Genomic DNA, 15,436 nt, shown 5'->3' on the forward strand with positions numbered 1-15,436 from the left:
GTGAAAATCAGGGCAGGGTGACGCGAACCTGTAAACCGCAGATGGCGCCCTGCGGATTGAGGCAGTTGGAGAGGGAAACCTGGATATGGTGCTTTTGCGCCACGCTGCGCACGATCGACAACCCTAAACCGCTGCCCTGCGCCTTCACGGTCGGCGAACGGGTAAAGCGGTCAAAGGCGCGATCGATAAACGCCTCCGGCATGCCGGGACCGTTATCGACGATATCGACCACCGTGCGATCGCCGACGCGATGCAGCAAGACGTCCACCAGGCTGCCTTCCGGGGTATGCAACATGGCGTTGCCGATCAGATTATCGAACAGGCTGCGCAGCTCGGAACGGCTCGCCTGCAAATGATAGTGCGTCGAGCCGTTAAAGCCGATATCGATGCCGCGCTTGTCGGCCACCACCATCAGCTGCTCGATGCTCTCTTTCAGCAGATCCTCCAGCTCGATATTTTCTACCGAGGCGACCACGGTTTTATCTTCCTGACGCGAAACATTGAGCAGCTGCGTCACCAGATGGCGCGTGCGCGTCACGCCCGCTTCCAGCTGATCGAACTGGCGGCTCGCTTCGCCCGGCTGAATATGCTGGCGCAGGTTCTCCAGCTGCAGCGTCACCGCCGTCACCGGCGTGCGCAGCTCGTGCGCCGCGTCCTCCAGGAACTGACGCTGCGACGACCATGCGGCGCGCAGCTTATTGAGCAGCGAGTTATAGGCCTCTACCAGCGGCAGGATCTCGTCCGGCAGCCCTTCAGGCGATACCAGATGGGGATGCAGCGTCTCCTGCGCGGCGATCTCGCGCGAGGCGACGCGCAGATCGCGGGTGATTTTGCGTACCACCAGCCAGATCACCAGCAGCGAGAGCGGCATCATCAGAATCATGGGGATAATCGCCGCCAGCGCGCGCTGTACCATCACCGAGCGCATATAGCTCAGGTTGTGCATCACCTGAATAGTTTTAATCTCGCTGCCCGGCTCGCCGGGCCGGGTATAGATACGCCAGGCGCATTCGTCGCAGTCGCCGACGTCGATATCGTGCCACCCTTTTTGCGCCTGCAGCGGGGCATGCAGCTCCGGCCAGGAGCTGGCGCGCAGCTTGCCGTCGCCGTCCCAGAGCTGCACGACGTAGGCGCTTTTCACCTTGTCGGCATGCAGCATCAGCGGCATCAGCGCCGGGATCTCTTTGTTGGTCGCCCAGGCGTCGGCGATTTTCGACAGCTGGTCATCCTTCATGGTGCCGATCATGTCGCCGTAGCAGCTGAAGAAATACCAGGTGACGCCGCCGATCATCAGCAGATGGATAATCAGCAGCGTGCTGAGTAGTTTATTGCGCAGGGAGCGCATAAAAGTGAAAGGTTTCATAACGCGGGCACGCGCCAGCCGAGTCCGCGCACGTTGCGAATGGCGTCATTGTCGAGCTTGCGGCGCATGCCGTGGATCAGCACGTCCACCGCGTTGCTGGTGACCTCTTCGCCCCAGCCGTAGATGCGGTTCTCCAGCTGTTCGCGCGACAGAATGGCACCGGGACGCTCGAGCAGGGCGTAAAGCAGCGCATACTCGCGCGCAGTAAGCTGCTCCCGCTGGCCCTTATAGAGCACTTCGCGCGTCATCATGTCCAGCTGAACGTCGCCGCTGCCGAGCAGCGAGTCCGCCGCGCCGTGGCGACGTCGGGTTATTGCACGCATGCGCGCCAGCACCTCCTGCAGGTCGAAAGGTTTCAGAAGATAGTCGTCGGCGCCGCTGTCGAGCCCCTGAACACGCTGCGCTACCGTGTCGCGCGCCGTTAAAATCAGTACCGGCGTGGTGTCGCCGCGTCCGCGCGCGCGCTTCAGCACCTGCAGCCCGTCGTCGCGCGGCAGGCCGAGGTCGAGCAGCACGCAGGTATAGTCGCCTTCATTCCAGGCGTGATGGGCGAAGACGCCGTCGCGCGCCCAGTCAACTGACCAGCCTGCGGCTTCCAGCGCCTGCTGCAGATTGGCGCCGATCATTTCATCATCTTCAACCAAAAGTACGCGCATGGAAAGTCGCCTCGTCAGTGATTGGCCGCAGTTTACGCCGGGATTATTAGCACAGAATTAAAGTTGCTGCACGGCGATGCCTGCCAGATACGATGCTAATTCTGCGCTAATTTTCCGCTAATTAAGGGATAAATTTTCCGCGCTAAAGTGGGTTCACTGAACATCATGCCGTATCGGGAGGAACTCATGAATCAGCGCGAATTTATCCGTAGTCTGCTGCAGTGGATTGAAAGCAACTTAGGCCAGGACCTTCATCTGGATGAGGTGTCGCGTCGCTCGGGCTATTCCCGCTGGCACCTGCAGCGTCTGTTTCGCCAGCATACCGGCTTTTCGCTGGCGGAATATATTCGTCAGCGCCGCCTGACGGAGTCTGCGCTGCTGCTGCTGAACAGCAACGAGGCGATTCTGCAGGTGGCGATGAACTACGGTTTCGACACCCAGCAGGCCTATACGCGCACCTTTAAAAACTATTTCCGCGTCACGCCGGGGCAGCTGCGCCGTCAGCGCCGGGTCGAGCCGGACAGGCTGCTTTTTCCGCTGGCGATGGCGAGCTGACGCCAGCAAACAGATGTAACCGGTAGCGAAATTGTTTAGTCTGCTTTTTTGCGGCGGACCAGACAATTATGGATAACAGCGAAAACTTAACGGCGATGATGATGTTCGCCCGCGTGGTGGAGTGCAGAAGCTTCAGCGAGGCCGCGCGCGCGCTCGGCCTGTCGAAATCCCACGTCAGCCGGGAGATCGCCCGGCTTGAGGTCCGGCTCGGCTTTAAGCTGTTGCACCGCACCACGCGCAATATGGCGCTGACCGAGCTGGGGCAGGCCTACTATCCTTTCTGCACCCGCATGCTGGCGGAGATGCATCGCGCCGACGCTTTCGTGCAGCAGCTGCATCAGAACGTCGCGGGCAACGTGCGGCTGCAGGCGCCGGTTACCTACGGCTGCCAGTGCGTCTCGCCCGCGCTCAACCTCTTTTTGCGTCGCCATATTCATATCAACGTCGATCTCGACCTGACCGATCGCGGCAGCGAGGCAGTGGAAGATCAGGTCGACATCGCCGTCGCGATCCGCGCTCGCGCGCCGCAGGGCGCGCACGTCCGGCTGTTAGGCGATATCGAGTGGGGGCTCTACGCCGCGCCGGACTACCTGGCGCAGCGCCCGCCGGTGACCCATCCCGATATGCTGCCGCGCCACGATCTGCTGATGTTTCACGGGCCGGCGCACACCGCCGCGCTGCCTTTTCGCCGCGATAAGCAGCGGCTGGTGGTGGACGTGCGCAGCCGCTTTCGCGCGAATAACAGCATGGCGCTGCTCAACGCCGCCCAGGCGGGCAGCGGCATCGCTTATCTGCCGTCCTATATGGCGCAGGCGGCGCTGGCGCGCGGCGAGATTACCCAGCTGCTGGCGGAGTGGCAGATGGATCGCCTGCAAAGCTATCTGCTGCTGAAAGAGGCGCAGCCTGCCGCGCCGGTCAGCCTGTTGTGCGACGCGCTGGTTGCCGCGTTGAGCAGCTGATTGTTGCCGTCTGGCAACAACGGGCGGCGCCGAGTAATTATCGCGCCGGTACTGTTGTTGCAGCGTCAACGACGCTAGCCTGAAAGCCAGACAAAAGGAGGGCTTGATGGAAGCGATCGCCGCGCCAGACGCGCAAATCTGGAAACGTAACTTATGGGTATGCGTGCTGGGCTCGTTCAGCACTATCGTGGCGATGACGCTGCTGCTGCCCTTTCTGCCGCTCTATGTGCGACAGCTTGGCGTGACGGAGCCGGCGGCGATTGCGCGCTGGTCCGGGCTGGCCTACGGAGCGACCTTCTTCAGCGCCGCGCTGACCGCGCCGCTCTGGGGCAGGCTGGCGGATCGCTATGGCCGCAAGCTGATGCTGATCCGCGCCAGCCTCGGCATGGCGGTGGCGATGGCGCTGATCGGCATGGCCACCGCGCCCTGGCAGCTGGTGGCGCTGCGGCTGTTGGCGGGGCTGCTCGGCGGCTACGCCTCCGGCTCGACCATTCTGGTGGCGGCACAGACGCCGAAGGCGCACACCGGCTGGGCGCTCGGTATGCTCTCTTCCGGCATCATGGCGGGAAACGTGGTTGGTCCGCTGCTGGGCGGCGTGCTGCCGCCGCTGATCGGCATCCGCCACACCTTCTGGCTGACCGGCGGCGCTATTTTTCTCGCCTTTCTGGCAACCGCTTTCCTGCTCAAAGAGCAGCCGCGCCCGCCTGCGGCAACGCGCGCCGCTGGCGAAGCGTCCGGCGCCGTCAATCACGGCGCGGTGAAGCTGATGTGGCTGTCAGGCATGCTGCTGATTTTCGCCAACATGTCGATTGAGCCGATTATCACGCTTTATATCGGGCAGTTCGTGGCGGGGGATCGCGCCATTACCGTTACCGCCGGGCTGGTGATGGCCGCTGCCGCGCTGGGCAGCATTCTTTCCGCGCCGCGGCTGGGCAGGCTGGCCGACCGCATCGGCCACTGGCGCGTGCTGAGCGGCGGTCTGTTGATTTGCGCGGCGCTGCTGATCCCGCAGGCGTTTATTACCGCCGCATGGCAGCTGGTGGCGCTGCGCTTTCTGATGGGCATGGCGCTCGGCGGACTCTTGCCCTGTATTACGGCGATTATTCGGCATAGCGTGCCGGAAGGGCAGGTCGGGCGCATGCTTGGCTACTCGACTTCCGCACAGTATATCGGCCAGGTGACCGGCCCGCTGTTTGGCGGCTTTATCGGCGGCGCGTTCGGCATGCGGCCGGTGTTTTTGCTGACGGCAGGGGTAATGTTGCTGTGCGGGGCAGTGAACTGGCGTAACAGCCGCAAAGCGCGGCGGTAGGAAAACGAGTCAGACTCGCTCCGCCACGCTGGCGCATGGCCAATAAAAAAGCGGACCGAAGTCCGCTTTTTACTTGCCTCGGAGAGGTTTATTTCTCGTCTGGCAGCGCGTAGGCAATCACATAGTCGCCCAGCTTGGTGCCGAAGGAGCCGTGACCGCCGGCTGCGATGACAATGTACTGCTTGCCATTCGCTTCATAGGTCATCGGCGTCGCCTGGCCGCCAGCCGGCAGGCGCGCCTGCCACAGCTGCTCGCCGGTTTCGGTGCTGAACGCGCGCAGATAGTTGTCTGCGGTCGCGCCGATAAAGAACACCTTGCCCGCCGTCGCGATTGGGCCGCCCAGCATCGGCATACCCATCTTGAACGGCAGCGGAACCGGCGCGCTGTCGCGCGTGGTGCCGATACGTTTCTTCCAGACGACTTCGTTGGTTTTCAGGTCGACGGCAGAAACGTAGCCCCAGGCCGGCTGCTTACACGGCAGGCCGAACGGCGACAGGAACGGGTTCAGCTCAACGCCGTACGGCACGCCGTACTGCGGCTGGATGCCGGTTTCGGTGCCCGAACCGCCGCTCGCGCCTTCAGGCGGCTCGATCGGATTGCCCGGGCCGCGCGGCACCAGTTTAGAGACGAACGGCAGGGCCATCGGGTTGGCGATAGCGATCTGACGATGCGGATCGACCGCGATGCCGCCCCATTCGAACATGCCCAGGTTGCCCGGGAACACCAGCGTGCCCTGTTCGGACGGCGGCGTGAACGGTCCTTCGTAGCGCAGACGCTTGAAGATTACGCGGCACACCAGCTGGTCATACAGGGTCGCGCCCCACATATCCTTGTCCGTAAGATTTTGCTTCGGACGGTAGGTCAGCTCAGAGTAAGGCTGCGTCGGCGAAACGTGATCGCCTTTCGCGGCACCCTGCGGAACCGGGGTCTCCGGCGCAGGCACGACCGGCTTGCCGGTACGACGATCCAGCACAAAGATGTTGCCGGTTTTCGCCGGGGCGTAGATCACCGGAACGGTATTGCCGTCTTTATCGGTGATGTCGGCCAGCGTCGGCTGCGACGGCAGATCCATGTCCCACAGGTCGTGATGCACGGTCTGATAAGACCACACCAGCTTACCGGTGGTGGCGTTCAGCGCCAGCACGCTGCTTGCGTAGCGCTCCTGCTCCGGCGTGCGGTTGCCGCCCCAGATATCCGGGGTAGAAACGCCCATCGGCAGGTAAACGGTGTCCAGTTTCGGATCGTAAACCGCCGGCGCCCAGGAGTTAGGCGAGTTCATGGTGAAGGTGTGTTCGTCAGCCGGAATCGCGTTAGGATCTTTCGCGCCCGGATCGAAGACCCACAGCAGTTTGCCGGTGTTAACGTCGAAGCCGCGAATCACGCCAGACGGCTCGCGCGTCGAGTAGTTATCGGTTACCGCGCCCGCCATAACGATGGTGGTATCGGTAATAACCGGCGGCGACGTCGGCTCATACTGGCCCGGCGTGGTAACCGGCTGCTTGTGCTGCAGATCCAGCTCGCCGTTGTTGCCGAAGGCAGGGCAGCGCGCGCCGGTTTCCGCGTCCAGCGCGAACAGACGACCGTCGTTTACCGGCAGGTAAATACGGCGCGAGCAGAGCGCGGGCTGGCTGTTAGCCGCGTCGGCCGCTGCAGGCACTTCGTGGTATGAGACGCCACGGCAGGTAACATGCTGGAAGGTCGGATTCGGCTTCATGCCCGGATCGAATTTCCACTTCTGCTTGCCGGTGGCCGCGTCGAGCGCGAAAAGAATCTGGTGCGGCGAACAGAGGTAAACCGTGTCGCGGACCTTAATCGGCGTCACTTCGTCGGTAATTTCGCCCGGATCGTTCGCGGTCTTGAGATCGCCGGTCTGGAACTGCCAGGCAACCTGCAGGTTTTTCACGTTCTCTTCGTTGATCTGCTTCAGCGGCGAGAAACGGGTTCCCTGCTGATCGCGCGCATAGGCGGGCCAGTCAGCGTCGTCGATATTGCTCAGCGGCTGTGCCGGCGCGGCGTTCTGCGCGGTTTCCGGCAGCTTGCCGTTCACCGTCTGCGGATCGTTGAATACCGCATAGGCCAGCACCAGGGCGCTGGCGATCAGCGCGACGGCCATGCTGCCCAGCGCGGCTTTGCTGCCGGCGTTTACGCTACGGTAAACAAAAGGCAGGATCAGCCAGACGCCGAAAATCACCAGCACGTCGGTGCGCGGCGCCAGGGCCCAGAAGTCGGTGCCGACTTCCCATACGCCCCAGATCAGGGTGCCGATCAGCAGCAGCGCATAGAGAACCAGCGCGGTGCTTTTGCGACGTGACAGCAGCCAGGCGGTGATAAGCATAACCACACCGCCGATAACGTAATACCAGGAACCTCCGATAGCGGCTAACCAACCACCGCCAATCAGCATAAACGCGCCCGTCAGGAATGCGAACAGCACCGTCAGGAAACGAATTACGCAAAAAGATGAGGAACTTTTCCCCATAATGTCGACCTCGTTTTTTTGCCATAAAAACACAGAAAACAACGCATTAGGCTGTTTTCACGTTATATAAAGTACGTAAGAAAGCAGGTGTTCAATGTTGCTCTTCCCGTGAGCATCGCAATCCGTTTGAGTTAAATTTTATAGTAAAAACGTTAAGAGGTTTGATTTTTTTGGCGCTTTGCGCTTAAGCGCGCAATTAGTACGACATTTTATGAGGTTTACGCTGCGTTATGGCGCTCAGGCTGCGCTCACAACGCCAGCGTTTGGGTTTTTCCTCGGCGCTTCAGCTGATAAGGCTGCCTGCGCATCGCTGCTGCTGCCAGCCCGATATATTGAGCGTCTGCATTACCTCGGCGGGCGGCGCCGGCTGGGCGCTGCGAACAATAACCTTAATTTCCCTTTCAGCAAATGAGGATAATAAGAAAGGGAAGGTAAATTTTTGATAATTGTCGTTAAAGAAATCTTCGCTTAACACGATGCCGGAAAAAGGGAAAGAATCAATCAGCCGCCAGTCCGCGCCGGGTGGAGCGAAATCGAGCATCCAGAACTTAAAAATATTTGTTATTGCAGGTAAAGCGAGGCGGCACTCTTTCAGCGCGTCATAGTTAATCGCCAGGCGAACGCGTGAATGCTGCCAGCAAAGATATTGATCTGGCGCGGCAATGATTTGTTTAAGCTGCTTCACGGTAACGGGAATAATCATTAATGCCGCTTCATTTGCACAATGATTTTTCCATGCAACTATATCGTCATTATTATTGGTTTCCTCTGCATCATCCAGTAAGTAAGGTTTTGAATAACAAAAACCCAGCAATGTGCCTGCGGGGCTGAGAATATTTTCAGTAACATATGAATTGTACAAGCTATTTTCCATGCATCTCTGGTTAAAAGAAAAAGTCGGACAAAATTATAAGTGTTTCTCAAGGTAACGCTCAGGTTACTGCTGGACTCAATATAAAACGGAAATATTAAAGTCGTCACCCTTTTTATGCGCCTTGCTGCGCGGCTATTAAAGTGCATTATAAAGTATACTTTAATAATTAAATGGCCCTAATTTTGCCTTTCTGGAAATAAATAGTCTGATAATAGTCAATAATAAAGCTGCCGCCGCGCGCCGCATTTTAGCGACGCGCTAAAGCACATCCCGACATTGCCAGCCCGGGCGAAATGAAGCACGCTGTGCTGCGCGTTCGCCTGCGCAGATTAAAAAAGAGAGGTTCGCGCCATGACGTGAACCGGCAGATTAATTAACGGGATAAATTATGGATTCTATGGAACAGACAGCGGATGAATCGCTGTTAAAGCATCGGGCGTTTGTCGCGTTCTGGCTGGCGCGCACCTGCTCATCGTTTGGTTTTCAGATGTTCTCCGTTGCCATCAGCTGGCAGATTTACGCCCTTACCAACAGCGCGATGGCGCTGGGCATCATCGGCCTGATGCAGTTTTTGCCGTCAGTACTGTTAGCGCTGCCCGCTGGCCATCTGGCCGATCAGCTCGACCGTCGCCGCATCGTGCTGCTGGGCCAGCTGATCGAGTGCGCCGCGCTAGTGGCGCTGCTGTTTTTAACCCTGTTCAACTGGGCTGGCAAAATGGAAATCTGGGGACTGGTGTTTCTGATTTCCGTGGCGAAAGCGCTGGAGTGGCCCGCCATTACCTCGATGCTGCCTTCGCTGGTGCCGCCTGCCATTCTTGCGCGCGCCATGGCCTCGACCTCGGTCGGCAGCCAGGCGGCGGTTATCGTCGGCCCTACGCTGGGCGGTCTGCTTTATGTCGCCGGTCCGGACGTAGTCTATGGCGTCTCTGCCGCCTTTTATCTGCTGTCGCTTTTCCTGGTGGCCCGCTTGCGCTATGAGCGCCCGCCGCAGCCGCGTCTGCCGATGAATCTGCCGAATCTTTTCGCCGGCGTGCGTTTTATCCGCGATCGCAAAGATGTGCTCGGCGTTATCTCGCTCGATCTTTTCGCCGTGCTGCTCGGCGGTGCGACGGCGCTGCTGCCGATTTTCGCCCAGGATATTCTTCATACCGGTCCCTGGGGGCTCGGCCTGCTGCGCGGCGCGCCGTCGGTAGGCGCGCTGCTGGTGGGGCTGTGGCTCAGCCGCAACAAGCTGGAAAAGCATGTCGGCATGATCATGTTCGGCTCGGTGGCGGGATTCGGCATCGCGACGCTGGCGTTTGCGCTCTCTACTCAGCTCTGGCTCTCCCTGCTGGCGCTGGCCGCGCTCGGCGGATTCGATATGGTAAGCATGGTGATCCGCGGCGCGCTGGTGCAGCTCGATACGCCAGACGATATGCGCGGCCGCGTCAACGCGGTTAATGCCATTTTTATCAATACTTCGAACCAGCTCGGAGAGTTCGAGTCGGGGCTGCTGGCTGCCTGGTTCGGCGCGGTGCCCGCCGCGGCGATTGGCGGTATCGGCAGGCTGGTGGTGGTGGGAGTATGGATGGCGCTATTTCCGCATTTACGTAAGCGGCAGAAACTGGAAAATGATCCCCAACATGAAGCGACGCGGAATTAAGCATGAATTCTCTCTACTTTCTTGGCATTGACGGCGGCGGCACCCGCTGTCGCGCTCGACTTATCGATGCGCAGGGCAAGGTGCTGGCGCAGGCCGAAGGCGGCCCGGCCAACGTCTTCTCCGCCTGGGACGCCGCGATCGGCACGCTTGACGCGCTGATCGCGCAGGTTGCCGACCAGGCGCAGCTGCCCGCCGCACAGATGCGCATCGTCGCCGGCCTGGCGGGAGCGAATGTGCCTTCGGTCCAGCGGCGTCTCGCCGACTGGCGGCCGCGCTGTGCCGCGCTGCGCGTCGTCACCGACGTGGAGATCGCCTGCATCGGCGCGCACGGCGGCGCGCCAGGCGCGGTATTTATCGTTGGTACGGGCAGCCAGGGCGCCAGCTGGGACGGCGACAGCTTTACGCTGCTCGGCGGATGGGGCTTCGCGCTTTCCGATCTCGGTTCCGGCGCCGTGCTGGGGCAGCGTGCGCTGCGGCTGGCGCTGCTGGCGCATGAAGCGGTTGTGTCCGCCTCGCCGCTGACGCAGCGGCTGATGGCCCGTTTCGCGCAGGATGCTGAAACGCTGCTGCTCTGGTCGCAGCGGGCGACCACCGCCGACTGGGGCAGCGTGGCGCCGGAGGTGTTTGCCGCCGCGCAGCAGGGCGACGCGCACGGCCTGACGCTGGTGCGGCAGAGCGCAGAGGAGATCGCCCTGATGGCGCAGCCGCTGCTGGCGCGTCAGAGTGGCAAGCTGGCGCTGATGGGCGGCCTGGCGCAGCCCATCGAGCCTTATCTGCCGGAGTCGCTGCGGAGCGTGCTGACGGCGCCGCAGGGTGATGCGCTCAGCGGCGCGCTGGCGCTGGCCCGCCTCGGCTAATTTTGCGAGGCGCTTCACAAAGCGGCGAGGTGGCGGTCAGATAAAGGTTTCCCCGCGCCGTACGCGCTGAAATAGCGGTTTCTCTCTTATCAGGAGCCGCACCATGCACCTTTCCCTTGCTGATTTTCATCCCGCCGCCGACGGTGAAACCCTGGACACGGCGGTGTTGCAGCGCGCTATCGACCAGATCGCCGCCGCGGGCGGCGGCGGCCTGACGCTGCCCGCCGGGCGTTACCGCAGCGGCTGCCTGAATTTGCCTTCCCATTTTGAGCTGCACCTTGAAGCGGGCGCGGTGCTGCTCGCCAGCCAGCGCCAGGCCGATTATCAGCGATTTCAGACGCTGAGCAGCGCCGAGAAGTCGCATAACGTGCTGCTCTACGCGCTCGGGCAGCGCAATCTGACCATCAGCGGCAAGGGCTGCATCGACGGCGACGGCGAAACCTGGTTTGCCGTCGAGCGTGACGCGCAGGGCTACCGGCTGCCGCGTCCCGATCGGCCGCGTCTCATCGTGTTCGAAGCGTGCGAGCAGGTGACGCTGGAGGGGGTCACCATCGTACAGGCGCCGATGTGGACGGTGCATCTGGTGAGCTGCCGCCATGTGCATATCGATCGCCTCACCATCGATAACGCGATGACGATGCCGAACACCGACGCGCTCGATATCGATAGCTGCGAGGCGGTCTTCGTCAGCAACAGCTACCTCAGCGCGGCGGATGACGCCATCTGCATCAAAACGACACTGAAGCCCGATGCGTTACGCCGCCCCGCGCGTCAGATCACTGTCAGCAATTGCCAGCTGCGCTCTGACAGCTGCGCCTTTAAGATCGGCACCGAAACCTTCGACGATATCGAGGACGTTACCGTCACTAACTGCACCCTGTTTGACTCCAACCGCGGCATCGGCATTTTGTCGCGCGACGGCGGCGCGATGCGGCGGCTGCTCTTCAGCCATCTGACCTTTGTCTGCCACTATGCGCCGCCGTGCCACTGGGGCAAGGCCGATCCGCTGTTTGTGTCGGTGCGTCCGCGCGATCCGGCGGTGCGGCCGGGGCAAGTCGAGCAGCTGCAGTTCACGCAGGCAAGCGGTATAGCGGAAGGGGCGATCAACCTGCATGCCGTCCGGCCTGGCGATATTCGCGACGTGCTGCTCGCCGATGTGCAGCTGCGCCAGGTGGTCAGCCGCGATAGCGCGCAGGGACAGTTTGATATTCGGCCGCCGTGCAATCCCGACGCGCCGACCGGCATGGGGCTGGATAATGCCTGGAAGCTCGATCCTGCGACCGGGGAGGCGTTCGGCGTAGAGCGCTATCCCGGCGGCCTGCCCGCGCTGTTTGCGCGCGGCGTCGAGAATCTGCGCTGGCATCACCTGACGGTTGAGCGGCCGGAACCGCTGCCGCCAGGCTGGAACCCGGAACTTTTCGTGATCGACCAGGCGCTGAGCGCCGCGGCAATCGCGGCGCCGAGCGCTTCGGTGCTGGCTTCGCCGCCGAGATCGCGCGTCAGGCATTCGCCCTGCGCCAGCGTGCGTTCGATGGCGTCGAGCACCGCGTCGCCCGCGGCTTTATAGCCCAGATGCTCCAGCATCATCGCGCCGCACCAGATCTGGCCGATGGGGTTCGCCACGCCTTTGCCGGCGATGTCGGGCGCGGATCCATGCACTGGCTCAAACAGGCTGGGGAAGGTGCGGTCGGGATTGATGTTGGCCGAGGGCGCGATGCCGATGGTGCCGGTGCAGGCCGGGCCGAGATCGGAAAGAATGTCGCCAAACAGATTGCTGGCGACCACCACGTCGAACCAGTCGGGGTGCAGCACGAAGTTGGCGGTGAGAATGTCGATATGATACTTGTCGACGCTGACCTGCGGGTAGTGCTCGCCCATCGCCTCGACGCGCTGGTCCCAGTAGGGCATGGTGATGGCGATGCCGTTGGATTTGGTGGCGGAGGTAAGGTGTTTTTTCGGGCGGCTGTTGGCCAGCTCGTAGGCGAACTTCAGGATGCGGTCGACGCCGATGCGCGTCATCACGGTCTCTTGGATCACCACTTCGCGCTCGGTGCCGGGGAACATGGTGCCGCCAACGCTGGAGTATTCTCCTTCGGTATTTTCACGCACGACGTAAAAGTCGATGTCGCCCGGTTTGCGGTTCGCCAGCGGCGCTTTAACGCCGGGCATTAAACGCACCGGCCGCAGGTTGACGTACTGATCGAACTCGCGGCGGAACTGCAGCAGGGATCCCCATAGCGAGACGTGATCCGGCACGATCTCCGGCCAGCCCACCGCCCCGAAATAGATCGCATCAAAGGTTTTTAGCTGCGCGAACCAGTCGTCGGGCAGCATCTTGCCGTGCTGCTGCCAGTACTCCGCGCTGGCGAAGTCGAACCACTCCCAGCGCAGCGCGATGCCGAACTTCTCCGCCGCCGCGTTCATTACGCGAATGCCTTCAGGCATCACTTCTTTACCGATACCGTCGCCGGGGATGACGGCAATTCGATGGATTTTTTCAGACACAGGGCACCTCACAGGGTTGATGTTCGAATTGTCTGCGCAGTATAACTTTGCATCACCGGGAAATAATTAGCCTGAAACGCAAGCCAATGTTGAATCAAAGTAGAGAATCCCGCACCTCCACCGACGATCTCGCCTTCTTTGTGCGTATCGCCACCCTTGGCAGCCTGACGGCGGCGGCGCGCGATCTCGGCCTGTCGCTGGCGGCGGTCAGCAAGCGTCTCAGCCAGCTTGAGCGGCGGCTTGGCGTCCAGCTGCTGAAGCGCACCACGCGGCGTCTGGAGCTGACGGCGGAGGGGCGGCGCTATCTGGACGGCGCGCGTCCGCTGCTCGATCAGCTGGCGGCGCTGGAGGAGGCGGTGAGCGGCCAGACCGAGGTGCTGCGCGGCACGCTGAATATCAATGCGTCGTTCGGCTTTGGCCGCCGCCACGTCGCGCCCTGCGTGTCGGCGTTTGCGGCGCTGCATCCGGAACTGGCGCTGTCGCTGCAGCTCAGCAGCCAGCCGCTCAATTTTCTCGACGCTAACGTCGATATTGACGTGCGCGTCGGGGAGCCGCCCGATTCGCGGCTGGTGGCGCGTCGGCTGCGCGCCAATCCGCGCATTCTTTGCTGTTCGCCCGCCTACGCTGAGCGCTGCGGCCTGCCGGCCGATATTCACGCGCTGGCGCAGCACAACTGTATTCTGCTGCGCCAGCATGAAGGGGATTTCACCCTGTGGCGCTTTGTGAAGGGCTGCGAGAGCGTCAGCCAGAAGGTGCGCGGCAGCCTGCTCACCAACGACGGCGAAGTGGCGATGCGCATGGCGCTGGACGGCCATGGCATCCTGCTGCGCTCGTGGTGGGATGCGCGGCACGCTGTCGAGCGCGGCGATCTGCTGCACGTGCTCCCCGAATGGCAGGCGCCCGACGGCGATATTTTCGCGGTATGGCAGGCGCAGCGGCAGCTTCCCGCGCGCATTACCGCCTTCGTCGATTTTTTACAGGCGCGCTTAAAGAGGGAGACGTAAAAGGCGCCACCGCAGCGGGCAGCATTTACACCTTGATTGTTAATGAGTATGATTCTCATTCTTTTTGAGCGCTAACCGCGGCGGCTGAGCCGAGCGCAGGCGCATCATTTCCCAAGGGAGTCATGCATGAAATCTCTGTTCAGTCCGCGCAACGCTGCGCTTGCTCTGGCGGTCGCCGCCGCTTTCGGCCTGACGGCCTGTCAGGCGCCAGCGAAAAAAGCCGAGGCGCCGGCCGCTGCCGCAAAGCCCGCCGCCTCTGCGGTGAAACAGCGCGAACTCGGCTTCGGCCTGTATGAGATGGCTTACGTACCGGGTGCCAACGCGCTTTACGTCGCCAGCGCCGACGCCTTTAAGGATGTCAGCGGCGGGGTGATCTATCGCCTCGATCCCGCCACGCTGGAGACCACCGGCAAAGGCTACACCGATCTGAAAAACTTCGGCATGACCATGAACGAAGACGGCAGCCTGCTCTACGTGACCAATACGCTGGACGGCGGCATCTCGAAGATCGATCCGGCGAAAGGTAAAGTGCTGGCGCGTACCCTGTTCAGCGAGCGCAACGAGAAGGGCTTCCCGTTCGGCGCGCGCGAGATTTTCCTGCATAACGACCAGCTCTATATCGGCGGCGTAGGCGATCCGGGCGTAATCTGGGTGGTAGATGCGCAGACGATGAAGCTGAAAACGCGCATCAAAAACGCGGGCAAATGGGTCACCGGCATTATCTACTCGCCGGTCACCGATCGCATCTATGCTGCGAACGGCGGCGGTGAGATTCTGGTGATCAACCCGCGTAGCCATAAGATCGAGAAGCGCCTGACCGCCGGCGACGGCAAAGCGTATCTGCTGCTGAACATGGCGGAAGATCCGGCAACCGGCCGTCTGTTCGTTACCGACAACTCGAAAGCGAAAACCACCCTGGTGTTCGATGAGCGCACCGGCAAGGTGATTAAACGCATCGACGGCGACGCGCTGGGCATTAAATTCAACGCGAAGCGCAACGAGATCTATATCAGCCAGCGTGAATCGCAGAAGGTGCTACAGCTTGACGCCACCACCTACGCGGTGAAAAACAGCTGGTCGTTCGAGGGGCATCCCAACAGCCTGCTGGTCACGCCGGATGGTCAGACGCTCTATGTCACCATCAAACAGGGCTTCAATAAAGATCACAGCAGCAAGGGGCCAGACAGCGTGGCGCGCATTCAGCTGAATTAAAAAGAGAGGGACGCCGAACGG

Annotated in this window: 12 protein-coding genes and 1 pseudogene; 8 read left to right on the forward strand and 5 right to left on the reverse strand. The window is 61.4% G+C overall.

Translation table 11 applies throughout. The features are described 5' to 3' along the window. Nucleotides 1–7: 7 nt before the first annotated feature. Complete coding sequence (locus tag HA46_RS13980) at nucleotides 8–1,363, reverse strand: sensor histidine kinase (protein ID WP_033793234.1); 1,356 nt, start codon at nucleotides 1,361–1,363, stop codon at nucleotides 8–10. After that, nucleotides 1,360–2,019 (reverse strand): response regulator, encoded by a 660-nt coding sequence (locus HA46_RS13985; protein WP_033749206.1) that lies wholly within the window; start codon nucleotides 2,017–2,019, stop codon nucleotides 1,360–1,362. Before HA46_RS13985 ends, HA46_RS13980 begins: the two co-directional genes overlap by 4 nt. Before the next feature lie 186 nt (nucleotides 2,020–2,205). Here HA46_RS13985 and HA46_RS13990 point away from each other — a divergent pair, with 186 nt between their 5' ends. The 3 genes from HA46_RS13990 to HA46_RS14000 all read left to right on the forward strand — a co-directional run bounded on the left by HA46_RS13990 (nucleotide 2,206) and on the right by HA46_RS14000 (nucleotide 4,842). Beyond that, a complete protein-coding gene (locus tag HA46_RS13990) occupies nucleotides 2,206–2,574 on the forward strand; it encodes a helix-turn-helix domain-containing protein (protein ID WP_033749207.1) in 369 nt (122 codons plus the stop codon). A gap of 68 nt (nucleotides 2,575–2,642) precedes the next feature. Then, nucleotides 2,643–3,533 (forward strand): LysR family transcriptional regulator, encoded by an 891-nt coding sequence (locus HA46_RS13995; RefSeq protein ID WP_033793235.1) that lies wholly within the window; start codon nucleotides 2,643–2,645, stop codon nucleotides 3,531–3,533. 106 nt (nucleotides 3,534–3,639) lie between these two features. Further along, complete coding sequence (locus HA46_RS14000; protein WP_084884935.1) at nucleotides 3,640–4,842, forward strand: MFS transporter; 1,203 nt, start codon at nucleotides 3,640–3,642, stop codon at nucleotides 4,840–4,842. Between the two features lie 88 nt (nucleotides 4,843–4,930). Here the strand turns inward: HA46_RS14000 and HA46_RS14005 are convergent, their stop codons facing one another. Both HA46_RS14005 and HA46_RS14010 read right to left on the reverse strand, forming a co-directional pair. Then, complete coding sequence (locus tag HA46_RS14005; protein WP_084884976.1) at nucleotides 4,931–7,321, reverse strand: glucose/quinate/shikimate family membrane-bound PQQ-dependent dehydrogenase; 2,391 nt, start codon at nucleotides 7,319–7,321, stop codon at nucleotides 4,931–4,933. A 283-nt stretch (nucleotides 7,322–7,604) separates the two neighbouring features. Then, a complete protein-coding gene (locus tag HA46_RS14010; protein ID WP_084884937.1) occupies nucleotides 7,605–8,195 on the reverse strand; it encodes a hypothetical protein in 591 nt (196 codons plus the stop codon). A 397-nt stretch (nucleotides 8,196–8,592) separates the two neighbouring features. Here HA46_RS14010 and HA46_RS14015 point away from each other — a divergent pair, with 397 nt between their 5' ends. From HA46_RS14015 to HA46_RS14025, 3 genes are all read left to right on the forward strand, one after another. Then, nucleotides 8,593–9,837, forward strand: coding sequence for an MFS transporter (locus tag HA46_RS14015; RefSeq protein WP_167626708.1), 1,245 nt, complete (start codon nucleotides 8,593–8,595; stop codon nucleotides 9,835–9,837). A 2-nt stretch (nucleotides 9,838–9,839) separates the two neighbouring features. Next, nucleotides 9,840–10,694: a glucosamine kinase nucleotide-binding domain-containing protein gene (locus HA46_RS14020; RefSeq protein ID WP_084884942.1), complete on the forward strand. Its 855-nt coding sequence runs from the start codon at nucleotides 9,840–9,842 to the stop codon at nucleotides 10,692–10,694. A gap of 103 nt (nucleotides 10,695–10,797) precedes the next feature. Beyond that, the gene (locus HA46_RS14025; RefSeq protein WP_244277525.1) at nucleotides 10,798–12,261 is read left to right on the forward strand and encodes a glycoside hydrolase family 28 protein; all 1,464 of its coding nucleotides are present in this window, start codon (nucleotides 10,798–10,800) and stop codon (nucleotides 12,259–12,261) included. Here the strand turns inward: HA46_RS14025 and HA46_RS14030 are convergent. Further along, nucleotides 12,192–13,139: pseudogene (locus tag HA46_RS14030) on the reverse strand (tartrate dehydrogenase); the annotation flags it as partial. The gene HA46_RS14025 and the pseudogene HA46_RS14030 sit on opposite strands and share 70 nt — an antisense overlap. 146 nt (nucleotides 13,140–13,285) lie before the next feature. Between HA46_RS14030 and HA46_RS14035 the strand changes: the two are divergent. Continuing rightward, on the forward strand, nucleotides 13,286–14,203 hold the full coding sequence (locus HA46_RS14035; protein WP_084884945.1) for a LysR family transcriptional regulator: 918 nt from the start codon (nucleotides 13,286–13,288) through the stop codon (nucleotides 14,201–14,203). 126 nt (nucleotides 14,204–14,329) lie between these two features. Beyond that, entirely contained in the window at nucleotides 14,330–15,415 is a 1,086-nt protein-coding gene (locus HA46_RS14040; RefSeq protein WP_084884947.1) for a YncE family protein, read from the forward strand. The last annotated feature ends 21 nt before the right edge of the window (nucleotides 15,416–15,436 follow it).

Source organism: Pantoea septica (genome assembly GCF_002095575.1).
Lineage (GTDB): Bacteria > Pseudomonadota > Gammaproteobacteria > Enterobacterales > Enterobacteriaceae > Pantoea > Pantoea septica.